This window comes from Leucobacter sp. OH1287 (assembly GCF_003859945.1).
Classification (GTDB): domain Bacteria; phylum Actinomycetota; class Actinomycetes; order Actinomycetales; family Microbacteriaceae; genus Canibacter.
The window spans coordinates 15,024-40,755 of record NZ_RQYM01000011.1; the positions used below are offsets into that span (position 1 = coordinate 15,024).

Consider the following 25,732-nt stretch of genomic DNA (forward strand, 5'->3'; position numbering starts at 1 on the left):
TACGGGGCTTAACCGCCCCGGTTAGTTTTAATACCCGTTGTAGGTATTGGCTCCGACAGCGACCATGACGACAACAACAATCCAGAGCACTACCATGAGCAGCAAAATGCCGATTGCCACCCAGCTGATGATAACACCCGCGAACGCAAATCCTTTGCCGCCCTCACCGGTGCGTTTAATCTGGCCGAGTGCGATGTAACAAACGATCAGGCTGATCACGTTGAATCCCAGCAGGCTCAAAATGAAGCCAATGATCGCGAGGGTGTTGGTTGGTGGAGCAGCGTTAACGTTCGTCACGTAGGTGGTTTGGTGATAGGTTGGCGGTTGGTAGCTCGGCGGTTGGTAGCTCGGCTGCTGATAGCTTTGCTGTGGTTGTTCGGGTGAGTTTGGAACGGTCATGTTTCCTTAGTTCTCCTTCGGTGGTCGGCGGGTCTTGTCTGGTTGTTGGTGGGGGTGGATCTGGTTGGCTAGTGGATCCGGTCAGTCGCGGTTCGGGCTGCTAGGGGGTCTAGCTGATCGGGGTCGCACTGGCCAGCGGACTGGCTAGTAGAGGTAAGGCGGGTAAGCGTTATCAAAGAACAGGACGAGCACCAGCAGACCCATCCCGAAGAGCGTGAAGATCCCGAGCAGTGACCAGCTGATGATAATGCCCGCCATCGCTAAACCGCGGCCGCTCTCGCCGGTCCGTTTGATCTGGGGCAGAGCTATGTAGCCGGTGATCAGGGAAGCAATACTGAGGGGCGCCCCAATCCAAAACATATACAGCGGAAACGCAATAAGGCCAGTGATCAAGCTGATCAGTGCGAGAGTGTTGGTTTTTGCTGCGGGGGTTGCGTATGCGGGGTAGTAGATCACCTGCTGCTGGCCCGGACCGTACTGCGGAGGCGCACTGTACTGCGGCTGTGCGGGGTAGCCTTGCTGCTGGGTCTGATAAGCAGGTGCTGTGTTCTGCGCCGGATACGCCGGGGCTGTAGCTGGTGCGGGTGTCTGCGGCTGCGCCTGCGGGGGTGCAGCATAGCGCAGCTCCGACGTTACGGCCGGCGCTGGCATCACGGGCGTCGCGGTCTGCTCCGATTGCGCTGGCGTCAGCGGCTGGGTTGGGGGGTTATCTGGTGCAGACAATTTTTTGCTTCTTTCTGGATCCGCTAGCTGGGGTGGTTAGTAGATCCCGCACTGGAACTGGTCGTCGGCGGTAACTCGATCAAACTCTTCGGCGGCTTTCGCCTGTTCATCGCTTGTTCCCGAGAGGATCGCATCTTTAAACTCCTCAGTCACTCGCTGCTTGTCAGGCTGATCTGCGTATGCCTCTGCCAGCTCATCAAAGAGGTGCTTCTCAGCGAAGATGTTGCCACTTGCCTGGTTGAGATTATCGAGTGCGGAGCAGACCTGGCTGCTTGGGCCGCCCAAACCTCCACCGGATGAGGTGATCGCGGCAATCACGCCAATAAACACCAGCAGGAAGTAAAGGGCTAGGAAACCGGTCAGGATCCACCCGATAATGACACCCGCGAGCGCCATGCCGCGCCCCTCTTCGCCGCTGGTTTTGATCTGTTTCAGCGAGATGTGGCCAACAATCGCGCCGGCAACCGGCATCACGAAGGCGAGAATCAGCGAGACGTAGGAGAGCGTGTTGGTTTTGGACGGCTGCGGTGCCTGGGGTTGCTGGTAGTTAGCGCCGTATGGATCTTGTGGGTACTGTGGTACTGTCATCGGTGTTCCTCCGCCTGTGTTTGCTGCTGTTGGAAGCCGCCGTGATAACCCTGTGGTTGTTGATCACAGCTTAGCTATATATTAAGCATAACCATTCAATTTGATATTTTCCATTGCGGGAGGGCTGTTTTTGTGCGAAATCGGCGAGAAAGCAACCTCGGAGATAAAGAAACACGGTGCCCGGTTGTAGTCCGGACACCGTGTTGCGGGTGTTTGGTTTGGAATCCTGTGGCCGCTTACTGCAGAGCTAGGAAAACCTTCCCACCGGTGTTATCCGGTGAAACCGCGAGAACACCATCGGTGAGCCCCTCTTTCGGGAGTGTCAGCAGGATGTTGCCGGTACTGCTGGCTCCCTCGTAGAGGCTCTGCCCAGCAGGAAAACGATCTGGGTAGAGAGCGTAGGTGTTGCCACTGAACTCGTCAAAGCTGTTGCCTGCCTTGTTAACATACTCAACCCTGAAGGTTGGTGGTTCACCCTGCGTATTTTTACCGGTGTATTTTGCGGTGACGTTAATCAGTACGAAAACGCTGCCCTCAGGCGCGATATCGTTATACTCGTTTTCTTCCGCTACTTCCGTGGTTGCGTCGAGGTCAACACTGTTAACGACAATGGTCCAGTTGTCTGTCTCGATCGGGGTGTTTAGTGGAAGCGGTTTTTCCCTGGAAGACTTCGGGAGGTCAGCTGAGCCAGATCCGGTGTAGCTGTCTGAGCCTGTGCCGGAGTCGGTTTGTGTTTCGGTGCTGGTGGAGCTGCCGCTGCCGTAGTTGGTGGTAGATCCGCCGCTCGTGTTCAAGGTAATCACGAAAAGAATAATCATACCTATGATGTAGAGAACCGCTAGACCGGTGAACACAGAGCCGGCGATCGCGCCCGCCAGGGCAAGGCCACGGCCCTCCTCGCCGGTCTTTTTAATCTGCTTCAGCGCGATGAAGCTTAAGACCGCACCAACCGGAGCCAAAACAAAGGCGGCAATCAGGCCAACAACCGCGAGCGTGTTGGTCTTCTGGAAGGGTGCCGGCTGCTGCGGAGCTGTTTGCTGAGGGGCAGCATACTGAGGGGCAGCGAACTGCGGCTGCTGGGGTTGCTGGGGCTGCTGCGGCTGCTGGGGCTGCTGGGGCTGCTGTCCAGCTGAGCCGTCAGGGACCTGGGGTGAAGTCATAGAGATGTTCCTTAACTTAAGTGGGATCAGACGGTGAAATGTTGTGTGGCTGTGCCAAACACCTTCTCTTACACCTTTAAGTATAACCATTCAGTTAGATATTCTCCACTTAAAAAAGGGCGCCCACCGGTATAAACCAATGGGCACCCAGGTGTGGTGTGTTGGAGTGGGTTATTGCAGGGCGACGAATACCTTGTCTGCAAAGAACTCCGGGGTTACGCCGAGAACACCGTCTGCAACACCGTCCTTTGGAACGGTCAGCAGGATGTTACCGGTGAGGCTAGCGCCCTCGTAGAGGGTTTCAAAGGTGTCAAGCTTCTCAGGTGGAACAGCGAAGCTGCCGCCGTCGTACTGGCCGAAGGTGTTGCCCTGTTTGTTGATGTACTCAACAGAGAGGCTAGGTGTCTGGCCTGCCGAATCCTTGCCGGTGTAGGTTACGGTCATGTTTACCAGAATATAGACCTGGCCGTCAGGAGCAGGGTCGTTGTATTCTTCTGCCGCCGCTACCGCTTCGGTGGCGTCGAGGTTAACGCTGTTAACCACAACAGTCCAGTCCTCGGTCTTTAGCGGAGTGCCGATTTCTACAGGGTTGTCGCGAGAGGTGCCAACACCGCCGCTAGAGGAGCCACCCTCGTCGGACTCTTTCTCCATCGACGTGCTTGTGTCACCCATTTTTGTCTCAAGATCGGAGTTGATAGCGGCTTGGATCAAAGTCATCGCCACAATTATGTAGATGATTCCGAACACGGTGAAAATCGAGCCGAGGATCGCACCGGTGAGCGCGAGACCGCGTCCACCCTCACCAGTCTTTTTAATTTGGCTGAGCGCTACGAAACTAAGAATCGCACCAACCGGCGCAAAAACAAAGGCTGCGATCAAGCCAACGATGGCCATTGTGTTGGTCTTCTGCGGCGCAGCAGGCTGCTGAGGATGCTGCGGCATCACAGGGGGTTGGTATGCAGGCACGCCATCTGCCTGATTATTAAATCCGTCTTGTTGCTGAGTCATAATGTCCTCAAATCTACTAATTTATCCGACAATACTAATTTTACTGCCGAGAAAACCCTTATTCAAACGGATTTGTCGCCTTAGACGTTTTGATAGCAAAGGCAAGTAGCCGCTGTAGACCCACCGTGTAACTGTTTTTACTTCTCTGACCGGTGAAAAATATTTTTGGTTGTGCTTGTGCCTGGCGCGCAGAGAATTTTGAAAAAATAAAACGACGCGCACAGGGGACTAAACTCTGTGCGCGTCGTCTTTGTGGAGGTGGCTAGCTAGTTTGGGTGTTGGGTACTAGCTAGTTTGTGGATGGCTGCGGTTAAACAGCCAACTCTGTTGACCCCGGTTACCGCCTAGCGGGAGAGGCAAGCGAACTGGTCGTCACGCAGTACGGTGTCAAACTCGGTAGCGGTTGTGGTGATTGTGGATGTGTCGAGTGAATCAACAGCTGCCTTGAAGTCGTTAACGACCTTCAGCTTTGCTGGATCGTCATCGTCGTCACCGTCGCTGTACAGCACTGCGAGCTCCGCAAGAGCGGTGCTGAGCTCTGCAGGATCCTGAGAGCCAGCGATCTTGGTGAATGAGTCGCAGATCGCCTGATCTACATCATCGTCGCTCGGGGTGCTGCTGCCTGAAGAGCTGCTGCCTGAAGAGCTGCTGCCTGAAGAGCTGCCGCTTGATGAGCTTGATGAGCTGTTGCTGTAGGTTTTGTTTGCTTCCTCGGCAGCCTTGCTTGCAACTACAATGCTGAAGATGATGACGAGGATGAAGAACACGGTGAAGAGAGTACCGAGGATTGCACCCGCGAGCGCGAGACCGCGTCCACCCTCACCGGTTTTCTTGATCTGGCCGAGAGCCACGAAGCTGATAATCGCGCCGATCGGTGCCGCGATGAACGCAAGCACGAGGCCAACGATCGCCATTGTGTTGGTTTTCTGCGGGCCAGCAGGGTGCTGATTGTGTGCAGATGCCGCAGCTGGCTGCTGTGGCTGTTCGCCGTGAGCCTGGTTGTTGAATCCATTGTGCTGGTCAGTCATATTAACCTCTAATCTGTAAATTATACCGGTAGACCCCATAATAGCGGCTGCAAATAATACATTCAACTGTATTAGGGGATTTTTTGTGAGCGCGACCGAGATTGCGCACATAACAACCTCAAAAAACCGCGGAATTACAGGGTTGTTTCATCCTGCTCGGGTTTCTAACAGTTTGTAACACTCTGTAACGCGGCGGAGCCATTTTTCCCGCTCTTGCCCGGTTAGCGCGGCGGCGGAAAGCGGCTCGGTGTCACAAACCGGGGCGGTCACCGGTATGGATCCACCCACGGGGGTGAGCGGGGAAGAAACAACGTCGGCAGCCAAGAACTGGGCGGTTGCCAGACCGCAGGCGCCGTAGAACAGGCGGTCAGGAATCACCGCGGCGAGCCGCAAACCCATGCCGATGCCGACGCTTGTGTCGAGGGCGCTGGAGACAACAACCGGCAGCCCGGCCTCCGAAACAATCGCGAGGGCGCGGGAGATACCGCCTAAGGGGGCAGCCTTCACAACCAGCAGGTCTGCCGCGCCAAGTCTGGCGACCCGCAGCGGATCCGCTGCCTTGCGCACACTCTCATCGGCGGCGATCTTCACCGGGCAGCCCGCCTGATCAAGCCGCTCCCGCAGCTCGGCGAGCTCGGCGACACTCGCGCAGGGCTGCTCAACATAGTCGAGGCCGAACCGGGCGAGCTCCTGGATGCTTCGCAGCGCGGTGGCTACGTCCCAGGCGCCGTTGGCATCAAGCCTGAGCTGTATGCCCTCGCCAACCTCTCGGCGGACGGCATCAACCCGCGCAACATCACAGGTTAAATCCTGGCCGGGCTCAGCAACCTTAATCTTGAACACCTCACAGCCTGTAAACCGGGCAACGGTCTTAGGCACCAGCTCCGGGGTGACGGCGGGAATTGTGCCGTTGACGGGGATATTTTTGCGCAGCGGAGCCGGCAGCTGAGACCACCCGTACTCGATTGCAGCGGCGAGCCAGTGAGCGGCCTCTGGGGGAGGATACTCCAGGAACGGGGCAAACTCGCTCCAGCGTTTAACGCCCCGGAACAGCGCCGCCTGACGGGACACAACACCCCGGAACCTGGTGTGCAGCGGCAGCTCGACAGGAACGCAGCTGTCGATAAGATCCGCCAGCGGGGGTAAAACTGTGGGGTGAGACAGGGACATACTTAGGTAGAGTAGCTGTATGACCGTAAAAGTTTCTGAAACATTCGATCCGACACTGTGGGAGGACGCGCCCGGCAGCGAAAACTACACCGACATAACCGCGCACCTGAGCACCGACGGGCGCATCGCCCGCATTGCTTTTAACCGGCCAGAGGTGCGAAACGCGTTCCGGCCACAAACCGTTGATGAGCTGAATGACGCGCTAGAGCGGGTGCGGGTTAACCCGCGGGTCGGGGTTGTGCTGCTAACCGGCAACGGCCCGAGCGAGAAAGACGGCGGTTGGGCTTTCTGCTCCGGCGGTGACCAGCGGATCCGCGGCCGTGACGGCTATAAATACTCCGACACCCCGGATGCCAGCGGTGTTGACAGTGCGCGCGCTGGCAGGCTGCACATTCTCGAAGTGCAGCGGCTGATCAGGTTTATGCCGAAGGTTGTGATCGCACTTGTCGGTGGGTGGGCTGCCGGCGGTGGACACTCGCTGAACGTGGTTTGTGACCTGTCGATTGCGTCGCGCGAACACGGCAAGTTTAAGCAGACCGATGCGGATGTTGGATCCTTCGACGCGGGCTACGGCTCAGCCTATTTTGCCCGTCAGATCGGGCAAAAGCGTGCCCGCGAAATCTTCTTCCTCGCTGATGAATACTCCGCAGAGCGCGCCTACGAGATGGGTGTTGTGAACGCGGTTGTGCCGCACAGTGAGCTGGAAACAACCGGCATTGCCTGGGCGCGGAAGATCCTCGGCAAGTCGCCGACCGCGATCCGGATGCTGAAGTACGCGTTCAACGCGGTTGACGACGGAATCGTCGGTCAGCAGCTGTTTGCGGGGGAGGCGACCCGGCTCGCCTACGGCACCGATGAGGCGGTTGAGGGGCGAGACAGTTTCCTGCAAAAGCGCGACCCTGACTGGACCGGATTCCCATACCAATTCTAGCGGGGTGTGCGGCCGCGGTCTAAGCTGCGTGGTTTAAGCTGATAGGGATATGACGAAGCTACTGACTGTTCCCGCGAACGATGCCGCCTGGTTGCGCGCCGCGCTGGCTGACGTGCTGGGTGAGGTGGATCCGGCTGAGGCGGCGGGTGCTGAGGCTGCGGGTGCTGAGGCGCTGGCTGCTGAGGCGCTGGCTGCTGAGGCGCTGGCTGCCCGGGCTGGCGATGCGGGCGGATCCGCCGTCCTCCCGCTCCCCGCGGGCGACCACCAGCAGCTACCCCCTGCCGAGCTGGCGGCCGCGCTCGCCCCGGACACCGCGCTCGTGATCCACACCTCCGGCTCAACCGGCGTGCCAAAGTATGTTGAGCTGAGCCGTTTGGCGCTGCTCGCGAGCGCCCACGCAACCCACAGCCGCCTCGGAGGCCCCGGTCAGTGGCTGATTACGCTGCCGCTGCACCTGGTTTCGGGTGCGCAGCAGCTGGTGCGCGGGATAGTCGCGGGAACCGACCCGGTCTGTTATTTCGGTTCGCCGTTCGACCCCGCCGAGCTGCTTGACCGCGCCGAGTCGATGACGCACGACAGACGCTATGTGTCGCTGGTTCCGAGCCAGTTTGTGCAGCTGCTTGAGCTCTGCCAAAAAGACGCTGACGCGCTGCAGCGGGCCCGCGAGTTCGCCGCGATCCTCGTCGGCGGCGGGGGATTGAGCGTTGCACAGCGTCAGCTCGCCCACGAATTGAACCTGCCGCTGGTGCGCAGCTACGGCGCGAGCGAAACCGCTGGCGGCTGCGTCTACGACGGCGTTGAAATTGGTGACACCGGGGTGCGGATCCGCGACGGCGAGGTGCAGCTAGCCGGGAGCTGCCTGGCGACCGGGTACCCGCTCGATGCGGAGTTGACGGCGGCGCGGTTTATTACCGAGACGGGCGCTGACGGATCCACCAGGCGCTGGTATCGCACCGGTGACAGCGGTAAACTGCTCGGTGGAATGCTGACGGTGACGGGCAGACTCGACCGGGTGCTGATCTCCGGCGGTGTGAATGTCTCGCTTGACCGGGTAGAAAAGCTTGCGGCCGGGGTTCCGGGGGTTGGGGCGGTGCTCGCCGTCGCGATCCCGAGCGAGCGCTGGGGGCAGTCGGTTGCGCTGCTCGCGGTGGCGGGGGCGGATCCGCAAACCACCGTCGCACGGGAGGAACCCGAGGTCGAAACACAGCAGGCAGGGCAGCAGACAGACCAGCAGGCAGAGCAGCAGGCAGACCAGCAGGCAGCGCAGCAGGCAGACCAGCAGGCCACGCAGCGCGCCGAGCTTGAACAGCGGCTGATTGAGGAGCTGACCGGTGAGATTGGGAAGGCGGCGAAGCCCGCCAGGATCCGCTGGGTGACTGAGCTGCCGCAACTACCGGGCGGCAAACCTGACTATCTGACAGCGCTGAACACCCTGCAGCGGCTAAGCTAGGTGAGGGGGTTATGTATGACAGAGAATGAAGATTTAGCACGCCTTTTTACCTCGTCCATTCCGGTTGCGAAGGAGGTTGACGACGAGGGCACCGATGTTTTTAACCAGGTTGCGGACCACTACCGGAAGCCGCTGAAGTCGTTTATTATCTTCAGCGCGGTGACGGTTGCGGTGATGCTGGTGAGCACGATTCTGCTGCTCGCGTCCGTCAGTCAGGCGGATGAGCCGGAGAACAACGACGGCTCAGTGCAGAACGAAAAGGTTGTTAACACAAGCGGTTTGCCGCAGAAAGACGGTCGATGACAAAACAGTCGAGCGCCAAGCAGTCGAAAGCTAAACGGCCGGCAGCCAAGCAGTACCCCGGCGCGAGCCTCGCCAGCTGGATCGGCGGCGCACGCCTGCGCACCCTCCCCCTAGCCGTCTCACCGGTGATTGTTGGTGCTGCGCTCGCCGGAATGGTCCGCTCATACTCCCCGCTTTTAACGGCGCTCGCGCTCGCGGTTAGTGTGCTGCTGCAGATCGGTGTCAACTACTCGAACGACTACTCTGACGGTGTGCGCGGCACCGACGACTACCGGGTTGGACCCGCGCGGCTAACCGGTTCGGGGCTTGTGAACCCGAAACACGTGCTGGCGGCGGCGCTCAGCTGTTTCGGACTCGTTGCCCTCGCGGGGCTTGCCGCTGTGCTGCTCAGCCAGCAGTGGTGGTTCCTGGCGCTCGGACTGGTCGCGATTGTTGCGGCGTGGTTCTACACGGGCGGCAAACGCCCCTACGGCTATAACGCGCTCGGCGAGGTTATGGTCTTTATTTTCTTCGGACCGGTGGCAACCTGCGGCACCTACTGGCTGCAGTCGCAGATCCCGCTGCAGGAGATGTGGTGGTTTGGATCCGCGATCGGCCTGTTTGCGGTTGCGGTGCTGATCGCCAACAATATTCGCGATATCGAGAACGACAAACTGGCGGGTAAAAAGACGCTGTCGGTTTTGATTGGCGCGCGCGCCTCGAAGGTGCTTTTCACGATTGCAATGCTGGTGCCGTTCGCGTTCGCGGTTTTGCACCTGCCGTTCTATCTGCTGATGGTGCTGGTGCTGCTTGACCTGCTGATTGTGCTGCTGACGATTCTGATTATTTGGACGGCAAAAACCGCCCGTGAGCTGATTCTGGTGCTGCAGCTCAGCAGCGCCGCGTCACTCGTTTACGCGATTCTGCTCGCGTTCGCGCTCGTCGGCGTGGTCTGGGCTTAGCGCTGTTTCGCAGGGTTGGATCCCCTTAGGCGCCGTTCTTCGCGGTTAGCGGCTAGCGCTGCTCAGCGTCATCGGCGGCGGTGTGTGGATCCGCTACCGCCGTTGGGGCAGCCTCTGTCTCTGCGACGTAGGCGTCCTCAACATCGCTGTCATCGGTGCCGTGGGTGCTCTTTCGCCACTGCGCCACCGCGCCCGCTGCCTGCGCGCGCAGTTTGCTCAAAAACAGGATTGAGAGGGCGAGCGAGATAAGCCCCGCACAGCCCGCTGCGAACACGATTCCCCAGGACAGGCCGACCCGGTATTCAGGCGGCAGCAGCAGCATAATAACCGCGAAGGGCACAACAAAAAAAACGAGTCTCAGCAGGGTATAGATAATCCAGGCGCGTTTTCCACTCACACCAACATTTTAGGATAGATTTCTGCGTGCCGCCCCAGGTTTCGGTACGATTATTTCATGGTTCGATTTCTGATAATTGGTGCTGTGATTGCCGCCGCGATAACAATCTACGGCATCATTGACGCGGCAATGACCGATTCGAGCCGAGCCCGCGGTGTCTCCAAACCCGTGTGGATCCTCTTGCTTGTGCTGTTGCCGCTCGTCGGCGCGGTGCTGTGGTTGACGGTGGGTAAAAACCGCGGCGATCTGGCGCAGGAGGAGCCGCGCGATCCAGTAGACTTCAGTGATTTTGAGGGCGTCAGACAGAACCAGCTGCGTGAATCACGGCAGCGCATCGACGATCTTGAAGAGCGACTGCGGGAGCTTGACAGCGAGAAGTTCCCCGGCGAAGAGGACACCCCCGGAGATACAACCCCGGGTGACAAGCGATGAGCGGGGGCAACAGCGGATCCGCCGCCGCGGGTCAGCAGGTTGTTGCGGGCCTGATCGCGCTCGGCGCGAGTGATTTTGTTGTCAGCCCCGGATCGCGTTCGCAGGCGCTCGCGCTCAGCGCCGCCGCCGCAGAACGTCAGCAGCTGGCGCGGCTTAACACCAAAATAGATGAGCGATCGGGCGGTTTTTTTGCGCTCGGGATTGCGAAAGAGCTCGGCGTTCCCGCCCCGGTAATCACAACCAGCGGCACCGCCGTCGGTAATCTGCTGCCGGCTGTGATGGAGGCGGCAAACGCGCGCGTGCCGATGCTGCTTTTGACGGCGGATCGGCCACCCGAGCTGCACGGTGTCCGCGCCAACCAGACGGTGCCGCAGGCGGGACTGTTCCGCGATTTTGCGCGCGAAACCTTCGACTTTGATGTGCCCTGCGATTTTCTGATCGGCGGCGAGGTGAGCCGTGAGCTGGCTCGGGTGCTGCGGCGGGCGTGGATCGCGTCACTCGGCACCCCGGGTGGTAAACCGCCCGGGCCGGTGCAGCTGAATATTAGGCTGCGGGATCCGCTCTCCGCCGCCGACCAGTCGGTTAGCGCCGTGCTGCAACAGGTTAAACAGTTGCTCGCCGCGGAGGAGAACGGGGGAGCGGAAGCCACAGCCGAGCCCTCTGGGGCTGGCGCTGCCGGTGTTGCTGAGAGTGTCGCCGGGGCTGGCGATGCCGCCGAGGCTGTAGAACCCGGCGAGCTTGACACCTTTGTGCTCGCCGACAACCGCCTAACCGTTGCTTTTGCGGGGTCTGGCGCGGGCGCCGCCGCCGAACAGTTCGCGCACGAAGCCGGAGTGCCGCTCCTCGCCGAGGTTGTTAGCGGCTCCCGCTACGGCCGGGAGGCGATCAGCTGCTATAAAACCCTGTTAGAGGGTGAGCTCGGCGAGCTGATCGAGCGGGTAGTTGTTTTCGGCCACCCCACGCTGACCCGCAACGTTGGGCAGTTGCTCAGGCGGAGCGACATTGAGGTGGTGGTTGTGGATCCACACCGGGGCGAGCGCTATAACCCTGGCGGGACCGCACGTTTTGTTTCAGCCGCTACGGTTTCGCGGGATTACAGTCCGGGTTGGCTGCGGCAGTGGCTCGGTGCCTGGGTTGTTGCCGACCGTGAACTGCGTGAGGCGCGCACAACCGTGCACAGCCCTGACCTGGTTGCGGCTCGCGCGACCGGGTATAAAGAGCGCAACCGCTATGCCCGTGCGGAGCTCGCGGTGAAGCGTGAAGCGGTTACGCGCGAGCTGCTCACCGACACGGTGTGGCGGGCGAGCTGGCCGCACGACAGGCTTGTGATTGCCGCGTCCAGGCTTGTGAGAACCCTCGACGGGATTGCCGCGCCGCGTCCGGTGCGGGTGTACGCGAACCGTGGTGTTGCGGGCATTGACGGGACCATCGCCACTGCGCTCGGGATTGCTGCGGCCTCGCAGGCTGCCCCCGATGTGACGCAGGCGGCCGGGGTTACCCGCGTAATAATCGGGGATCTTGCGCTTTTGCACGATGTTGGATCGCTGCTGCTGGGTGACGACGAGGAGCTGCGGGTGCAGATAATCGTCGGCAATGACGCCGGCGGTACTATTTTTGACCAGCTAGAGGTTGCCGAAACCGCCGATCAGGCTGATTTTGAGCGGGTTATGCGGACACCGCAGCGGGTGCAGTTTGAACAGTTGGCTGCAGCATACGGCTGGCAGTACGAGCTGGCCCGCAACCGCGGTGAGCTGGAGAAACTGTTTACCGTTCCTGTCACCGGCCCGATGATTATTGAGGTGCCGCTCGCCTAGCGTAGTTTCGGTTAGAGCGGCCGGTCGAAGGCGTCGCGGATCGGCCGGAACTTAATCACCGTCTCAGTGAACTCGCCCGCGAGGTCGGCTCCGGCAACGAGTCCACCGCCGGCCCAGGCTGACACCCGGCGAACGCCCTGCCCAGCTGCGGAGGCCGACCCGGGAGTCGCGGTCGAAGTGGCCACCGCGGTGGTTGCCGGATCCACCGCCGCGGGAACAGCAGAGACCTGCGCGCAGCGCAGCGCCAGCGCCCACTCGCCGTCACCTGCCGCGTCAATCCAGCCAACCGCGCCAGCATAGCGTTCCCGGTCGAAACCCTCGGACGCGGCAATCAGCGCAACCGCCTGCGCGGTCGGGGTGCCAGCAACGGCGGCCGTCGGATGCATCGCCGCAACCAAATCGAGGCTGCTGATCGAGTTAGAAACCTGCGCCGTAATATCGGTTGCGCGGTGCCAGACATTCGGCAGGGCAATAACCAGCGGATCACGGCCCGTCCGTAGATTCTCAACCAGCGGATCCAGCGCCGAAATCACACTCTGCGCGGCAAAGCGGTGCTCCTCGGTGATCAGCGGGGAGGTTTCAAGCAGTGAGCGGGCGGCGGCGTCAGTTTGCGGATCCGCCCCACGCGATGCGGTGCCGGCGAGGACGCGCGCGGAGGCGTTACCGGCGATCACCCGGATCAGGGTTTCGGGGCTGGCACCGATCAAGCCGTCAACGCTGAACGTCCAGCAGTCGCGGTAGCTGTCGGCGAGGCGGCTGACGGGGATGCGTAGGTCGGCGTCGGCGGGGATCGTGTGCCGCTGCCTGCGCGCCAAGACAATCTTGGAGATTTCGCGGGTGTTCAGCAGCTCCAGCAGGTGCGAGGCGGACTGAAAATACTTGCTGCTCTCGTCAGCGGGGGTGCCCGGGAGGTCGCCGCCGGCGCCAGCGCCAGAGCCCGTGCCAAACCCACCCGGGGCGGGGGCCACGGATCCACCCGCGAGCGGCTCTGCGGGCTGCCAGCTGCCCGCGAGATCACGCGGTGAGAGCCCAAAATCAGAGAGCTGCGCGGCGCTAATAAACCCGGACTCGCGCTCAAAGGCGTGAGCGGGTTCGGCAGCGGTTCTCACCCGGGTTAAAAACCAGCGGTCATCGTGCCTTTGCAGGGTGAAGCGGGGGACAGTGAGAACGCTTTTTGCACGACTGTTTGCGGCGAAGGTTATCGCGCCAAACGCGATCAGGCCGGAACCGGGCAGCTGGACTCGGTCGGTTATCTCGGCGCGGCCACAGATTGCGCGCCAGCGGCGGTTCAGATCCTCAAACCGGGAAGAACCCGACGACTCCAGCCGCAGCACCTCGCCGACACCAACGGCGCCACGCTCCGAACGCAGCCACACCAGCGGATCCCGCGAATCAGCGTATGCTAAAAGCTCAACCGGCTCACTCAACTCCCGGGTTGTGACAATCAGGTGCGCTTCGCTCACCCCAATAGCCTACCCGGTCAACCGTAAATTTTTTACACTCCAAGCAGCCACTCGGTAAATACTCGGTACGATATAAGGGTGAATAAACCAGATCCCGCAACTAAACGCGCCAGCGAAGTTTCGAGTATGTTCGACAAAATCTCGGAGCGATACGATCTCACCAACGATCTTTTAACGCTCGGCATTGACAGGCTCTGGCGGATCGCGACGGTTCGTGCCGTCGCACCCAAGGCGGGGCAGCGGATCCTCGACATCGCCGCCGGCACCGGCACCTCCAGTGCCTCCTTCGCCAAGAGCGGCGCCGAGGTGGTTGCGGCGGACTTCTCGGAGGGGATGCTGGAGGTTGGCCGCAGACGCCAGGCGCACATCCCAAACCTCGAGTTTGTTTGGGCGGACGCAACAGACCTGCCGTTTGCTGACAACAGTTTCGACGCGGCAACAATCTCTTGGGGTCTGCGCAATGTGCAGGACGTGCCAGCCGCGCTCGCCGAGATGCGACGGGTAGTAAAACCGGGCGGACGGGTGGTTGTCTGTGAGTTCTCAACCCCGGCCGAACCGCTTCGCACCCCCTACCAGTTCTACACCCGCCACCTGCTGCCGAAGATTGCGGGAGTGATCGGCGGCGACCGGGGTGCCTACGAGTACCTCAACGAGTCAATCGAAAACTGGCCAAACCAGCGCGACCTGGCGGCGTTGATGCGCGATGCTGGGCTATCCATGGTGAGCTACCGCAACCTGTCCGGGGGGATCGCGGCGCTGCACCGTGGTTTTGTCAACGCGGAATGGAAATAAGCGACCCGGAGTGGATTCACTATGACAAAAGTAGATATTGTTACCGCAACCCAGGCGCTGCCGGGCAAACTGTTCCAGAGCGCCCAAGACAAGAAACACGTGAAGGCGCTTGAGGCTGAGCTCGCAAAGGTTGAGGAGGGGCTGCTAGAGAATCTTCGCTTCGCCTCACCGGTTGCGGATGCTCCGGCGCGCTACCTCGCTGAGGCGGGGGGTAAGCGGATCCGCCCGCTGCTGACCCTGCTGGTTAGTGAGCTCGGCGACGGCCCAACCCCGCAGGTGCGACGGGTTGCGCAGGCGATTGAGCTAACCCACCTGGCGACTCTATACCACGATGATGTGATGGACGAGGCTGGTCTGCGTCGCGGGGTGCCGGCTGCGCACAAGGCGTGGTCGAACTCGGTTGCGATTCTCGCCGGTGACCTGCTGTTTGCCAGGGCCTCTACGGTTGTTGCAGAGTTTGGGCGGGAGGCGATCCTCTTGCAGGCAGAAACCTTTGAGCGTCTCTGTATCGGGCAGCTGCACGAGACGGTCGGTCCGCAGCCCGGTGAGGATCGGATTGCGCACTATCTGCAGGTGCTCGCCGATAAAACCGGCTCCCTGATCGCCTGCGCCGCTCGCATGGGTGGGCTGGTTAGTCGGGCGCCACGGGAATACCTGGATCCGGTAACCGCCTACGGCGAGGAGATCGGTTTGGCGTTCCAGCTGATTGATGACGTGATCGACCTGTCGCCGTCGAAGAAACAGACCGGTAAACGCGCCGGCACTGACCTGCGCGCGGGCGTTGCAACGCTGCCGCTGTTGTTGCTGCAGCAGCGTGCCGGGGAAGACGCGCAGGCGGCGGATCTTTTACAGCGTATCGAGGCGGGCGTTGCCGCGGTTGCTGCCGGGGCTGACGCTGAGGTGATGGACACTGAGGTTGCTGAGCTGCGTGCCCACGAGGTGACAGCGGAGACAGCCCGCCAGGCTCGACAGGCGGCGGATCGCGCTGTGGCGGCGCTTGCTCCGCTGCCGGACAGCGGCCCGCAGGGCGGCGTTAAGCGCGCCCTCGTGAAACTCGCCGAAACCATTGTTGAGCGAAAGGGTTAAAACTGCCGTGAGCGCAAAACTGCGTGTTGCCGTTGTTGGTGCGGGCCCCGCCGGAATCTATGCGGCAGATATTCTGCACCGATCCGAGCGTGATTTTGAGGTAGAGATTGATCTTTTTGAGCGGCTTCCCGCTCCCTACGGACTGGTGCGCTACGGCGTCGCCCCCGACCATCCACGCATCAAAGGTATTATTACCGCGCTGCGTCAGGTGCTTGACGAGGGCAACATTCGCTACTTCGGCAACGTCAACTACGGCACCGACATAACACTCGCGGATCTGCAGCGCCACTACCACGCGGTGATCTTCGCAACCGGCGCGATCACCGATGCGCCGCTTAACATCCCGGGGATTAATGCCGCCGAAAGCCACGGCGCCGCGGACTTCGTCAACTGGTTCGACGGCCACCCCGATGTGCCACGCACCTGGGAGCTTAATGCCGAGCAGGTTGCGGTTGTCGGCAACGGTAACGTTGCGCTGGATATTTCACGGATGCTGGTGAAGGATCCCGAGGAGCTGCTCGCGACCGAGATCCCCGAGAACGTCTACGAGGGCCTACGCAAGAACCCGCTGAAGCAGTTGCACGTGTTCGGGCGAAAGGGTCCAACCCAGGTGAAGTTTACGCCGCTTGAACTGCGCGAGCTCGGCGAGGTTAACGGTGTGGACATGGTGCTTGACGAGCGCGATTTCGAGCTGATCGACGACTATCTCACCGAGCAGGCGAAGAGCAACAAGCAGATGCTGGTTATTTCGCGGATCCTCGGCAAGTGGCGTGATGAACAGCGCGCACGCGAGGCGGGCGAGGTGCCCGCAGCGGATCGCCAGCTCCACCTGCACTTCTGGTCGAAACCCGTTGCTGTGCTGCTCGATGAGGCTGGCAGCGTGCGGGCAATTAAGCTGCAGCGTACCCGCCCAGACGGAGCCGGCGGTGTTATCGACACAGACGAGTTCACCGAGATTCCGGTGCAGGCGCTCTATCGCGCGGTCGGTTACTTCGGTTCCCCGCTGGCGAGTGTGCCATTCGACAGTCAGCGCGGCATCATCCCCAACATTGCGGGCCGGGTTATTGCGGGGGCGGATCCCGCTGCTACCGCCTCTGGTGACTCCGCTGCTGGAGATGCCGAGGTGCCTGCCGAGCCTGTGACCGGCGTCTACGCAACCGGCTGGATTAAACGTGGCCCGGTCGGACTGATCGGCGCAACGAAGTCCGACGCAAAAGAGACAATCGACTCGCTGCTCGCGGACTGGCAGGCGGGCGCGGTCTGGCAGCCAGAAGTCACCGAAACCGAGGCGATCCCCGCGCTGCTTGCCGAGCGTGGCATCAACTACATAACGGTTGAGGGCTGGCATCGGCTGGACGAGCACGAGATCGCGCTCGGTGAGGCCGTGGGCCGCCCACGCATTAAGGTTGTGCCGCGCGACGAGATGGTCGCAATCTCAAACGCCGCGGACTAGCGCGCCGACGCAGCGCCGCCGCGCGCCCGCGCCAAGCCGCGCAGGCCCAAGCGACGCAGCACCCGCTGTGACGGGATCCACTCGCCGCAGCACCCACCGCTTAACCCGCGCCAGTCTTTGAGGCACAGCAGAAAACAAAATATACTGTTAGCTATGACAAGCGCACGAGAGCAACTTATTGAACTGATCAAAACCGAGGCTGTTTTCCACGGTGATTTCACCCTCACGAGCGGTAAAAAAGCGACCTACTACATTGACCTGCGCAAGCTCAGTCTCGACCACCGTGCAGCCCCGCTGATCGGTCAGGTGATGCTCGATCTAATCTCCGATATTGATGGCATCGTCGCCGTTGGCGGTTTGACCATGGGGGCGGATCCAATCGCCTCCGCCGTGCTGCACCAGGGCGCAGCGCGTGGGCTCAACTACGACGCCTTCGTTGTGCGCAAGGAGCCGAAGGATCACGGTCGCGGCCGTCAGGTTGAGGGCCCGGACCTTGCTGGTAAGCGCGTAATCGTGCTGGAGGACACATCAACAACCGGTGGCTCACCGCTGCAGGCGATTGCGGCGCTGGAAAAGGTTGGTGCCGAGGTTGCCGGGGTTGCGGTTGTTGTGGATCGCCAGGCACCGGCGAAAGAGCGAATCGAGGCGGCAGGCTACGAGTACCGTTACGCGATCGGGCTCGATGATCTGGGGCTTGACCCACAATAATTCACCCCGCAATAATTACTTCTGTGGTTGTTGAACTAGAGACGGCCCACAACAGAATTGAGGGGTGCGGTGCATAACGCGATTAAGCTTGTTTTGATCGGCCTTGCGACCGGTGTTTTTGGCGGTTTGTTCGGGATCGGCGGCGGGGTTCTGATGGTTCCCGCGCTGGTCTTTCTAATGGGATTCGATCAGCGCCGCGCGGTCGGAACAACCCCGATCGCGATGCTCCCGGCCGCAACCGCGGGACTCATCTCCTACGCGCTGCAGGGCGGTTTCGACTGGCGGGCAGCAATTGCGCTGTCAATCGGTGTAATCGTGGGCGCGCGGATCGGTTTGCGGCTGCTCAACAAGCTGAGCTTACGGGCGCTGGAGATCGGCTTCTTCGTGTTCCTGCTGCTGTCAATCGTCAGCCTCTGGGTTGTTGTGCCGTCGCGTGACGACACCATCAACATGACCCCGCTGGTGTTTGTGCTGCTGCTGGTGTTCGGTCTAATCCCGGGGCTCGCGATGTCACTGCTCGGGGTTGGCGGCGGCATTATCGCGATCCCGGTGCTGATGGTCGGTTTTAACGCGAGTGATCTCATCGCCAAGGGAACATCCCTCTGCATGGTTATCACCGGCGCGATAACCTCCGCAAGCAAGAACATTCGCATGGGCAACGCCGACATTAAAGCCGGTGCGATCCTCGGTGTTAGCGCGGCGCTTGTGTCACCGTTCAGTGTGCAACTGGCGGTGCTGCTCAGCCCCCAGGTCGCAAACATTCTGTTCTCGCTGTTCCTCGCGTTCGTCGCCTCACAGTACCTGGTGAGGATCCTGAAACAGCGCAAAACCGCCGCTAAATAGCGACGGTTTGAAGCGCGGTGCCGGGGTGGATCCGCACCCCGCCGCCCGGTGCTTACCGCGGCCAGAGGCTCACCCGCTGCCCGCTGCCCGCAACCGGGGCCGGCAGCTACTCCAGCAGGTCAGCGACCGAGCGCAGAATCTCGTCGGGGCGGAACGGATACTTCGCGATCTCCGCGTCGTCAGAAATACCGGTCTTTACGAGAATCGTGTGCAGGCCAGCTTCCATACCGGCGACAATGTCGGTGTCCATCCGGTCACCAATCATCGCGGTTGTTTCGGAGTGGGCGTGAATTTTGTTCAGCGCGGAACGGAACATCATCGGGTTCGGCTTGCCAACCACATACGGTTCCTTACCGGTCGCTTTCGTGATCAGCGCGTTAATCGCACCGGTTGCTGGCAGCGGCCCTTCCGCGCTCGGCCCGGTAGCGTCCGGGTTGGTTGAGATGAAACGCGCACCCGCGTTAATAAAACGTATCGCCTTGGTTAGCGCGTCAAAACTGTAGTTGCGGGTCTCACCCACAACAACAAAATCGGGGTTGGTTTCGGTCATAATAAACCCGGCATCGTGCAGCGCCGTCAACAGACCAGCCTCGCCGATTGCGAAGGCGGATCCACCCGGTGCCTGCGCTTTTAAGAACGCAGCGGTTGCGAGCGCGCTCGTCCAGATGCGATCCTCGGGCACCTCAATGCCGCTCGCCAACAGCCGGGCGCTGAGATCGCGGGCGGTGAAGATCGAGTTGTTGGTCAGCACAAGATACTCTTGACCGGTCTCTCGCCAGTGGTTAAGCAGCTCACTCGCCCCGGGAATCGGCTGCTGTTCGTGAACCAGAACACCGTCCATATCGGTCAGCCAGCAGTTAACCGCTGAGCGTTTTTCGGTGTTCAATTTTGTCCCCTGTGTCATTTTTCCCCTTCAATATTTCTGGTTAAAGCCTATCGTCAGAGTCTTAACGTAGGGTTATAAATTAGCTAAAACCGGTAGAATCTTAGTCGTAACGCTCTGTTTCAAAAGCGCACCCGCAGGCGCTGACCGTCACGAGCCGAAAGTTAGTAAGAGGCCAAAACACATGCACAACCGCGCCGGGCAACCCGCCACACCCGCCGATTTGATCGACCTTGAGGTGCTCAGTGCCGCCTATTTCCAGCCTGTTAACCCGGCGGATCCGGCACAGCAGGTGGTTTTCGGTACCTCCGGTCACCGGGGCAGCTCCCTTAGCGGATCCTTCAACGAGGCCCAGATCGCCGCAGTCTGCGCGGCCGTTGCTGAGTATCGCCGCCAGCAGGGAATCACCGGTCCGCTATTTGTTGGCGCCGACAGTCACCCCCTGTCTGAACCCGCTGCCGAAACCGCCTACCGGGTGCTGGTCGCCTCCGGGGTGCGGGTGCTGCGCAGCAAAAACGACGAGTATGTGCCAACCCCCGCGGTCAGCCACGCGATTATTAAACACAATGCCCGGGGTGCCGAGATCGCTGACGGACTGATTATCACCCCGAGCCACAATCCTCCCGCTGACGGCGGCATTAAATACAACCAGCTACACGGCGGCCCTGCCGACACCGCGGCGACCGGGTGGATTGCGGCGCGCGCAAACGAGCTGCTTGGTGCCTCGGGCGGATCCGCTGCCATCCTGATTTCGCAGCTTGCGGCGCGAGACGGTGGCGAGCTCGGCGAACACGACTTCCTCAGTGAGTACGTTGCCGACCTCGCGGAGGTTGTTGATATTGCTGCGATTAAACGGGCGGGGATCGCGTTTGCGGCGCACCCGCTCGGCGGCGCGGCCGACGCCTACTGGCGGGCGATTGCGGATCGGCACGGGCTTAACATCACGGTGCTCGGCCCCGGCATTGATAAGCAGTGGGGTTTTATGAGCCTCGACTGGGACGGCAAGATTCGCATGGATCCGTCATCGCGCTATGCAATGGCCGCCGTTCTCACCCACCAGAACAGCTTCCCGTTGACGGTTGCGAACGACGCGGACGCTGACCGGCACGGGATTGTCACCCCGGACGGGGGGCTAATCAACCCGAACCACTATCTCGCGGTGGTTATCGACTACCTGCTCACCCACCGGCCCGCCTGGAGTGACACCGCCGGAATCGGTAAAACCATTGTGTCATCGCAGATAATCGACCGGGTTGTGGCATCGCACGGGCGAGCGCTGCTGGAGGTGCCGGTCGGGTTTAAGTGGTTTGTGCCCGGTTTAAGCAGCGGCGAGCTGGTGTTTGGTGGGGAGGAGAGCGCCGGGGCGAGCCTTGTAACGCGCAACGGATCCGCCTGGAGCACCGACAAGGACGGCATCGCGCTGTCCCTGCTGGCGGCGGAGATTCTCGCCGTCACCGGTAAGTCACCGAGCCAGTACTACGCTGAGCTAACCGCCAAACACGGCAGCCCCGCCTACGCCCGGATTGACGCGCCAGCTACCCCGGAGCAAAAAGCGAAACTCTTGGCGCTGACCGTTGACAGCGTTGCGGCGACGGAGTTTGCCGGTGAACCGATCCGTGAGGTGCTCACGCACGCACCCGGAAACAACGCTGCGATCGGTGGTTTGGTGATCCGCACCGGGAATGCTTGGTGTGCGATCAGGCCGAGCGGCACAGAGGCGGTTATGAAGATTTATGCGGAGTCGTTTGACGGCCCGGCGCACCTTGCGGAGGTGCAGCGGGCGGTGACGGCGCTGCTGACGGACCTTTTGAAATAGTGGTGTGAAGATGAACGAAACAGCGGATCGCGCAGAATCAGCTCAGCGTGCAGAACAGACAGAACCGGCAGCTGGGACGGAGTGCGCAGAACGGCAGTACAGCTACCTCGGCCCGGCCGGCACCTTCACGGAGGCCGCGCTGAAGCAGGTGCGTGAGGCTGCCGGGCAGCGCTGGAAACCAACCGCGAACGTCAGCGAGGCGCTGCAGGATGTGATCTCCGGTGTCAGTGAGGCGGCGATGATCGCGATCGAGAACTCAGTTGACGGCGGTGTCACAGTCACCCAGGACGCGCTCGCAACAACCGGTGAGCTCGGCATTATCGGCGAGTATCTGGTGCCGGTGAACTTTGAACTGGTGACACTGCCGGGGGTTTCGCTCAACGACAGCCCCGTGATTGCCGCGCACCCGGTCGCTTACGCGCAGTGCCGCAGCTGGCTTGAGGAGCACTATCCGAAGCACACGCACCAGGCTGCGGGCAGCAACATTCAGGCGGTGCAGCTGTTGCGGGATCCGCTCAGCGATGCCACGGCGGCGATCGGCCCGTTGAACGTTCATAAACATCACAGCGTCAGTGTAATCGCGCAGAGCATCGCTGATAACAGCAACGCCGAAACCCGTTTCGTGCTCGTCGCCAAACGCCGCGCGGTTGCCGAGCCAACCGGTCATGACAAAACATCGCTGATTATTGAATTGGCTGAGGATCGTGCCGGTGCGCTGCTTGAGCTGCTTGAACAGTTCGCGACGAGGGGAGTGAATCTCACCCAGATTGCCTCGCGCCCTAACGGCAATCGTCTCGGCAGTTACCGCTTCTACATCGACGCGGAGGGGCACATCAAGGACGAGCGGGTGGCGGACGCGGTGCTCGGCGTGAAACGTCACAGCCCGCGCGTTATCTTCCTCGGGTCATATCCGCGTGCTGACAAACAGCAGGCAACCAGCACCGCCCACAATTCGAACGAGGCGTTCCAGGAGGCGCGCACCTGGCTGCGGGACCTGCTCAGCGGCAGTTAGCGGGCGGATCCGCTAACTCACTTTATATCGCAGGCACCGGCGAGCTGCTGGCCGTGGCCAAGCGGGCGGATCCAGCTAGTCGGCGAACTCGGCAACGTTCGCGCGCTCCGACCACTGCGGTAGCACACAGAGCGTTAACGCACCCGGATCTACCCGACCGGTTAGGGCAACACAGTGGCCGAAGTCGTCACCGTCCAGCTGCACTGCCTCCTCTTTCGGCACCTGCAGTTGCAACTGTTTTACCCGCCGGTAAACAACGCTCTTGGTGTCGTGTGTTAGGTCGATTATTTTGCGACCGGCGGCGCTTTTGCGGAGCACCCCGTTCTCCCAGCCGAGTTTCGCCATAATCGGCACCCACGACAGCAGGCGCATCTTGCCGATCGGTTTCAGTGCCACAACATCGAGCAGACCGTCATCGAGTTTCGCCTCCGGGATCAGCAAAACCTTTCCGGGCAAAAGCCCACAGTTGCCGATCATAACCGTGTAAACACTGACGTTGCGGGCGTGTTTCTTGTCGTAGCTGGCGCGCACGTGGAGTGGTTTGTCTTTGATAACCGACCGCATCCCGGCATCAACGTAGGCAAGCCAGCCGAGTGATTTCTTCAGCTTCGGGTTGGTTAGCGAGATCGCCCGAGCGTCCAGCCCCATACCGGCGAGCACCAGGAAAACATGCTCGTCAACTTTGCCGTCAGCGCGTTTAATCTCGGCAACCCCGAGATCTATTTTGCGCCGCTCACCGTAAAAGGCAGCCTCAACCTGCTCCTCAACATCGTTAATTGGTGCGCCGATGGTGCGGGCGAGCAGGTTGCCGGTTCCCTGCGGCACAATCGCGAGTGGCACCTCACTGCCGCGCATAACCTCGGCGATTGCGCGGACGGTGCCGTCACCGCCCGAGGCGATAATGGTTTTTGCACCCTCTGAAATAGCCTGTTTGGTGGCCGCTGCTCCGGCATCCTCCTCAGCGGTTTTATACCAGCGCGTTGGCGCACAGCCGGCCTGCTGCTCGTGCTTTTTCACAGCAGCTTTTAGCGCAGTAATATCTGTTTTCAGCGGCTGATAAACAACCGCAACATGGTCAGTTGCCGCAATTTCAGACATAACAGCAAGTCTAGTCACCGTAAATGACAAGAAGCTGGAATAGCAAAAAGCGCTAGACTTGAATCATGATTGATCTCTCTGTGCTCCGCAACAATCCTGACGTGATTGCAACCTCGCAAACAGCCCGCGGCAACGACCCGCAGATCCTCGCTGACGCAATCGCGGCCGACAGTGCGTGGCGCAGCGCCCAGGCAGAGTTTGAGAGCTACCGGGCAGAACAAAACCAGTTCAACACGCGGGTGAAAACCGCCAGCAAAGAGGAACGCCCAGCTCTGATTGAGCAGGTGAAAGAGCTCGCCGCGAAGGTGAAGGCCGCGCAGGCTGCTGCCTCCGAGGCTGAGGCTGTGGCGAAGGCCGCCGTTTACAAAATCGAGAACGTGATCGAGGAGGGCGTGCCAGGTGGCGGTGAAGAAAACTTTGTGACGCTTAGAACCCACGGTGAAAAACCAGAGTTCGATTTCACACCGAAGGATCACCTTGAACTCGGTGAGCTGCTCGGCGCAATCGACATGCAGCGCGGCGCCAAGGTTTCCGGCGCGAGGTTTTATTTCCTGCGCGGGGTTGGTGCGCAGCTGGAGCTCGCGATTATGCAGCTCGCACTCAACAAAGCGCTCGCTGCGGGCTTTATTCCGCTGATCACCCCAACCCTGGTGAAGCCCGAGATTATGCAGGGCACCGGGTTCTTGGGCGAGCACGCTGACGAGGTTTACCACCTGCCGCAGCAGGATCTCTACCTCACCGGCACCAGCGAGGTGGCGCTCGCGGGCTACCACGCCGACGAGATTCTCGACCTGAGTGACGGCCCGATCCGCTACGCCGGCTGGTCAACCTGCTACCGCTCAGAGGCGGGCTCACACGGCAAAGACACTCGCGGAATTGTCCGCGTCCACCAGTTCAACAAGCTTGAAATGTTCGTCTACACAACCCCCGATCAGGCGACAGCCGAGCACGAGCGGCTGGTTGCCTGGCAGGAGGAGATGCTGAAGGATCTCGGTTTAAGCTACCGGGTAATCGACGTCGCCGCCGGTGATCTCGGTTCAAGCGCCGCACGCAAATACGATATTGAGGCGTGGATCCCGACACAAAACACCTATCGGGAGCTCACCTCGACCTCCAACTGCACGGGTTATCAGGCACGCCGGCTCGCAACCCGGTACCGCACCGAGAGCGGTAAACCGGCTCCGGCAGCTACCCTTAACGGCACACTCGCAACAACCCGCTGGCTGGTTGCGCTGCTGGAAATTCACCAACGAGCAGACGGCAGCGTGGCGGTTCCTGAGGCGTTGCGCCCTTACCTGGGCGGGCAGGCAGTTTTACAGCCTGAGACAGCGGGAAAGCGGTAGGGTAAAACCTAAATCAGCGACCAACAGGACAGAGCATAAAGCGGTGAAACAGCAAGCAGAAAATGGTTGAAGCGAAGAAAATAGTTGCACTCGATCTCGACGGCACGGTTGTGCACTACGATGAGACCGTGGATCCAGAGCTCGCGACCGCCCTGCAGCTGCTTGACCGGGATCCGCTCACCGAGGTGATTATCGCAACCGGCCGTTCTGCCGAGTCGACGCTGAAGATCGTCAACCTGGTGGGGATCAGCCCAACCTGGGTTATCTGCTGCAACGGTGCGGTGATTTTGTATCGTGATCCGCTCGCTTCGCACGGTTACCGTCGGGAGCACGTTGAAACCTTTGACCCGAAATCGGTGCTGGAGCTGCTGTACGGTAAGATTCCTGGCGCGCGGCTCTCGGTTGAGTCGGCGGACGGAGTGTTCTACTTCACCGCAGATATTCCTTTTTTCACGCTGCCTGTAGAAAGACGACAGGTTGATTTTGCTGAGCTGGTTAAGATTCCGGCTACCAGGGTTGTGACGCTGGGGGATGAAGAACGGGTGACCAGGCTGCTAACCGGTGCGCAACTTGCGGGCATTAATCATGTCTTTTACAGTGTTGGTGAGGTTGCCTGTCTCGATATCGCTCCGACCGGGGTTTCGAAAGCGAGTGCGCTGAAGTGGGTGAACGGCAAACTGGGTGTTAGCCGGGCAAACGTGTTTGCGGCCGGTGACGGCCACAACGACATCGACATGTTTAGGTGGGCTGGCAAATACGGCACCGCCGTTGCGATGGGGCAGGCCGCCCCGGATGTCAAGGCCGCCGCGAACCGGGTGACCAGCGAGGTTGGTGAATCCGGGCTGCTGCGGGCGCTCACGGACTGGCACCCGCTGCTTTAATCACCGTTCA

General features: G+C 60.7%; 26 protein-coding genes. 15 read left to right on the forward strand and 11 right to left on the reverse strand.

The window, feature by feature from the left end; genetic code table 11:
* Positions 1 to 27 precede the first annotated feature (27 nt).
* The 7 genes from EII30_RS06875 to EII30_RS06905 form a co-directional block, all read right to left on the reverse strand.
* Entirely contained in the window at positions 28 to 399 is a 372-nt protein-coding gene (locus tag EII30_RS06875) for a DUF4190 domain-containing protein (RefSeq protein WP_124886598.1), read from the reverse strand.
* A gap of 144 nt (positions 400 to 543) precedes the next feature.
* Positions 544 to 1,122: a DUF4190 domain-containing protein gene (locus tag EII30_RS06880; RefSeq protein WP_124886599.1), complete on the reverse strand. Its 579-nt coding sequence runs from the start codon at positions 1,120 to 1,122 to the stop codon at positions 544 to 546.
* Positions 1,123 to 1,158: 36 nt separating this feature from the next.
* Positions 1,159 to 1,710 (reverse strand): DUF4190 domain-containing protein, encoded by a 552-nt coding sequence (locus EII30_RS06885; RefSeq protein ID WP_124886600.1) that lies wholly within the window; start codon positions 1,708 to 1,710, stop codon positions 1,159 to 1,161.
* A 236-nt stretch (positions 1,711 to 1,946) separates the two neighbouring features.
* Positions 1,947 to 2,870: a DUF4190 domain-containing protein gene (locus EII30_RS06890; protein WP_124886601.1), complete on the reverse strand. Its 924-nt coding sequence runs from the start codon at positions 2,868 to 2,870 to the stop codon at positions 1,947 to 1,949.
* Between the two features lie 171 nt (positions 2,871 to 3,041).
* Positions 3,042 to 3,878 carry a DUF4190 domain-containing protein gene (locus tag EII30_RS06895; protein WP_124886602.1) on the reverse strand — a complete coding sequence of 279 codons (837 nt, stop codon included), beginning with the start codon at positions 3,876 to 3,878 and terminating at the stop codon, positions 3,042 to 3,044.
* 344 nt (positions 3,879 to 4,222) lie between these two features.
* Positions 4,223 to 4,906: a DUF4190 domain-containing protein gene (locus tag EII30_RS06900; RefSeq protein WP_158608679.1), complete on the reverse strand. Its 684-nt coding sequence runs from the start codon at positions 4,904 to 4,906 to the stop codon at positions 4,223 to 4,225.
* Positions 4,907 to 5,053: 147 nt separating this feature from the next.
* On the reverse strand, positions 5,054 to 6,076 hold the full coding sequence (locus EII30_RS06905; RefSeq protein ID WP_124886604.1) for an o-succinylbenzoate synthase: 1,023 nt from the start codon (positions 6,074 to 6,076) through the stop codon (positions 5,054 to 5,056).
* A 19-nt stretch (positions 6,077 to 6,095) separates the two neighbouring features.
* Between EII30_RS06905 and EII30_RS06910 the strand changes: the two genes are divergently transcribed.
* Genes EII30_RS06910 through EII30_RS06925 form a run of 4 tightly spaced genes read left to right on the forward strand, consistent with a single transcriptional unit; the run spans position 6,096 to position 9,701 of the window.
* On the forward strand, positions 6,096 to 7,007 hold the full coding sequence (locus tag EII30_RS06910) for a 1,4-dihydroxy-2-naphthoyl-CoA synthase (protein ID WP_124886605.1): 912 nt from the start codon (positions 6,096 to 6,098) through the stop codon (positions 7,005 to 7,007).
* Between the two features lie 49 nt (positions 7,008 to 7,056).
* Positions 7,057 to 8,457, forward strand: a complete 1,401-nt coding sequence (locus EII30_RS06915; RefSeq protein WP_199731592.1) for an AMP-binding protein — start codon at positions 7,057 to 7,059, stop codon at positions 8,455 to 8,457.
* A 15-nt stretch (positions 8,458 to 8,472) separates the two neighbouring features.
* Entirely contained in the window at positions 8,473 to 8,760 is a 288-nt protein-coding gene (locus EII30_RS06920; RefSeq protein ID WP_124886606.1) for a hypothetical protein, read from the forward strand.
* Positions 8,757 to 9,701 carry a 1,4-dihydroxy-2-naphthoate polyprenyltransferase gene (locus EII30_RS06925; protein ID WP_124886607.1) on the forward strand — a complete coding sequence of 315 codons (945 nt, stop codon included), beginning with the start codon at positions 8,757 to 8,759 and terminating at the stop codon, positions 9,699 to 9,701. Before EII30_RS06920 ends, EII30_RS06925 begins: the two co-directional genes overlap by 4 nt.
* A 52-nt stretch (positions 9,702 to 9,753) precedes the next feature.
* On the opposite strand, the gene EII30_RS06930 is transcribed toward EII30_RS06925, so the two are convergent.
* Positions 9,754 to 10,098, reverse strand: coding sequence for a DUF4229 domain-containing protein (locus tag EII30_RS06930; RefSeq protein WP_124886608.1), 345 nt, complete (start codon positions 10,096 to 10,098; stop codon positions 9,754 to 9,756).
* Between the two features lie 57 nt (positions 10,099 to 10,155).
* Here EII30_RS06930 and EII30_RS06935 point away from each other — a divergent pair, with 57 nt between their 5' ends.
* Both EII30_RS06935 and menD read left to right on the forward strand, forming a co-directional pair.
* The gene (locus tag EII30_RS06935) at positions 10,156 to 10,530 is read left to right on the forward strand and encodes a PLDc N-terminal domain-containing protein (RefSeq protein ID WP_124886609.1); all 375 of its coding nucleotides are present in this window, start codon (positions 10,156 to 10,158) and stop codon (positions 10,528 to 10,530) included.
* Positions 10,527 to 12,344 (forward strand): 2-succinyl-5-enolpyruvyl-6-hydroxy-3-cyclohexene-1-carboxylic-acid synthase, encoded by a 1,818-nt coding sequence (gene menD / locus EII30_RS06940; protein WP_124886610.1) that lies wholly within the window; start codon positions 10,527 to 10,529, stop codon positions 12,342 to 12,344. The genes EII30_RS06935 and menD overlap by 4 nt, the downstream gene beginning before the upstream one ends.
* A gap of 11 nt (positions 12,345 to 12,355) precedes the next feature.
* Here menD and EII30_RS06945 read toward each other — a convergent pair whose 3' ends face one another.
* Positions 12,356 to 13,807, reverse strand: a complete 1,452-nt coding sequence (locus tag EII30_RS06945) for an isochorismate synthase MenF (protein WP_233569411.1) — start codon at positions 13,805 to 13,807, stop codon at positions 12,356 to 12,358.
* Between the two features lie 78 nt (positions 13,808 to 13,885).
* Here EII30_RS06945 and ubiE point away from each other — a divergent pair, with 78 nt between their 5' ends.
* The 5 genes from ubiE to EII30_RS06970 all read left to right on the forward strand — a co-directional run bounded on the left by ubiE (position 13,886) and on the right by EII30_RS06970 (position 18,689).
* Positions 13,886 to 14,599, forward strand: a complete 714-nt coding sequence (ubiE, locus tag EII30_RS06950) for a bifunctional demethylmenaquinone methyltransferase/2-methoxy-6-polyprenyl-1,4-benzoquinol methylase UbiE (protein ID WP_124886612.1) — start codon at positions 13,886 to 13,888, stop codon at positions 14,597 to 14,599.
* 21 nt (positions 14,600 to 14,620) lie between these two features.
* Entirely contained in the window at positions 14,621 to 15,685 is a 1,065-nt protein-coding gene (locus tag EII30_RS06955; RefSeq protein ID WP_124886613.1) for a polyprenyl synthetase family protein, read from the forward strand.
* Positions 15,686 to 15,692: 7 nt separating this feature from the next.
* Positions 15,693 to 17,138, forward strand: coding sequence for an FAD-dependent oxidoreductase (locus EII30_RS06960; protein ID WP_233569422.1), 1,446 nt, complete (start codon positions 15,693 to 15,695; stop codon positions 17,136 to 17,138).
* Between the two features lie 153 nt (positions 17,139 to 17,291).
* On the forward strand, positions 17,292 to 17,846 hold the full coding sequence (gene pyrE, locus EII30_RS06965; protein WP_124886614.1) for an orotate phosphoribosyltransferase: 555 nt from the start codon (positions 17,292 to 17,294) through the stop codon (positions 17,844 to 17,846).
* 69 nt (positions 17,847 to 17,915) lie between these two features.
* On the forward strand, positions 17,916 to 18,689 hold the full coding sequence (locus EII30_RS06970) for a sulfite exporter TauE/SafE family protein (protein ID WP_158608680.1): 774 nt from the start codon (positions 17,916 to 17,918) through the stop codon (positions 18,687 to 18,689).
* A gap of 106 nt (positions 18,690 to 18,795) precedes the next feature.
* Here EII30_RS06970 and EII30_RS06975 read toward each other — a convergent pair whose 3' ends face one another.
* Positions 18,796 to 19,593 (reverse strand): HAD-IIA family hydrolase, encoded by a 798-nt coding sequence (locus EII30_RS06975; protein ID WP_124886616.1) that lies wholly within the window; start codon positions 19,591 to 19,593, stop codon positions 18,796 to 18,798.
* Positions 19,594 to 19,756: 163 nt separating this feature from the next.
* Between EII30_RS06975 and EII30_RS06980 the strand changes: the two genes are divergently transcribed.
* Both EII30_RS06980 and pheA read left to right on the forward strand, forming a co-directional pair.
* Positions 19,757 to 21,388 carry a phosphoglucomutase gene (locus tag EII30_RS06980; RefSeq protein WP_124886617.1) on the forward strand — a complete coding sequence of 544 codons (1,632 nt, stop codon included), beginning with the start codon at positions 19,757 to 19,759 and terminating at the stop codon, positions 21,386 to 21,388.
* 10 nt (positions 21,389 to 21,398) lie between these two features.
* Entirely contained in the window at positions 21,399 to 22,400 is a 1,002-nt protein-coding gene (pheA, locus tag EII30_RS06985; protein ID WP_124886639.1) for a prephenate dehydratase, read from the forward strand.
* 75 nt (positions 22,401 to 22,475) lie between these two features.
* Here the strand turns inward: pheA and EII30_RS06990 are convergent, their stop codons facing one another.
* Positions 22,476 to 23,498: a diacylglycerol kinase family protein gene (locus EII30_RS06990; protein WP_124886618.1), complete on the reverse strand. Its 1,023-nt coding sequence runs from the start codon at positions 23,496 to 23,498 to the stop codon at positions 22,476 to 22,478.
* 65 nt (positions 23,499 to 23,563) lie between these two features.
* On the opposite strand from EII30_RS06990, the gene serS reads away from it, so the two are divergent.
* Together serS and EII30_RS07000 are read left to right on the forward strand one after the other, a co-directional pair.
* Entirely contained in the window at positions 23,564 to 24,841 is a 1,278-nt protein-coding gene (gene serS, locus EII30_RS06995) for a serine--tRNA ligase (RefSeq protein WP_124886619.1), read from the forward strand.
* A 62-nt stretch (positions 24,842 to 24,903) separates the two neighbouring features.
* The gene (locus tag EII30_RS07000; protein ID WP_124886620.1) at positions 24,904 to 25,722 is read left to right on the forward strand and encodes an HAD family hydrolase; all 819 of its coding nucleotides are present in this window, start codon (positions 24,904 to 24,906) and stop codon (positions 25,720 to 25,722) included.
* The last annotated feature ends 10 nt before the right edge of the window (positions 25,723 to 25,732 follow it).

Bases quoted from the DNA above. Each gene is read 5' to 3' on its own strand.
- EII30_RS06875 (WP_124886598.1), bottom strand. From the start codon at position 399: ATGACCGTTCCAAACTCACCCGAACAACCACAGCAAAGCTATCAGCAG.
- EII30_RS06885 (WP_124886600.1), bottom strand. From the start codon at position 1,710: ATGACAGTACCACAGTACCCACAAGATCCATACGGCGCTAACTACCAG.
- EII30_RS06890 (WP_124886601.1), bottom strand. From the start codon at position 2,870: ATGACTTCACCCCAGGTCCCTGACGGCTCAGCTGGACAGCAGCCCCAG.
- EII30_RS06895 (WP_124886602.1), bottom strand. From the start codon at position 3,878: ATGACTCAGCAACAAGACGGATTTAATAATCAGGCAGATGGCGTGCCT.
- EII30_RS06900 (WP_158608679.1), bottom strand. From the start codon at position 4,906: ATGACTGACCAGCACAATGGATTCAACAACCAGGCTCACGGCGAACAG.
- EII30_RS06905 (WP_124886604.1), bottom strand. From the start codon at position 6,076: ATGTCCCTGTCTCACCCCACAGTTTTACCCCCGCTGGCGGATCTTATC.
- EII30_RS06910 (WP_124886605.1), top strand. From the start codon at position 6,096: ATGACCGTAAAAGTTTCTGAAACATTCGATCCGACACTGTGGGAGGAC.
- EII30_RS06915 (WP_199731592.1), top strand. From the start codon at position 7,057: ATGACGAAGCTACTGACTGTTCCCGCGAACGATGCCGCCTGGTTGCGC.
- EII30_RS06920 (WP_124886606.1), top strand. From the start codon at position 8,473: ATGACAGAGAATGAAGATTTAGCACGCCTTTTTACCTCGTCCATTCCG.
- EII30_RS06925 (WP_124886607.1), top strand. From the start codon at position 8,757: ATGACAAAACAGTCGAGCGCCAAGCAGTCGAAAGCTAAACGGCCGGCA.
- EII30_RS06935 (WP_124886609.1), top strand. From the start codon at position 10,156: ATGGTTCGATTTCTGATAATTGGTGCTGTGATTGCCGCCGCGATAACA.
- menD (WP_124886610.1), top strand. From the start codon at position 10,527: ATGAGCGGGGGCAACAGCGGATCCGCCGCCGCGGGTCAGCAGGTTGTT.
- EII30_RS06955 (WP_124886613.1), top strand. From the start codon at position 14,621: ATGACAAAAGTAGATATTGTTACCGCAACCCAGGCGCTGCCGGGCAAA.
- pyrE (WP_124886614.1), top strand. From the start codon at position 17,292: ATGACAAGCGCACGAGAGCAACTTATTGAACTGATCAAAACCGAGGCT.
- EII30_RS06975 (WP_124886616.1), bottom strand. From the start codon at position 19,593: ATGACACAGGGGACAAAATTGAACACCGAAAAACGCTCAGCGGTTAAC.
- EII30_RS06980 (WP_124886617.1), top strand. From the start codon at position 19,757: ATGCACAACCGCGCCGGGCAACCCGCCACACCCGCCGATTTGATCGAC.
- pheA (WP_124886639.1), top strand. From the start codon at position 21,399: ATGAACGAAACAGCGGATCGCGCAGAATCAGCTCAGCGTGCAGAACAG.
- EII30_RS06990 (WP_124886618.1), bottom strand. From the start codon at position 23,498: ATGTCTGAAATTGCGGCAACTGACCATGTTGCGGTTGTTTATCAGCCG.
- serS (WP_124886619.1), top strand. From the start codon at position 23,564: ATGATTGATCTCTCTGTGCTCCGCAACAATCCTGACGTGATTGCAACC.
- EII30_RS07000 (WP_124886620.1), top strand. From the start codon at position 24,904: ATGGTTGAAGCGAAGAAAATAGTTGCACTCGATCTCGACGGCACGGTT.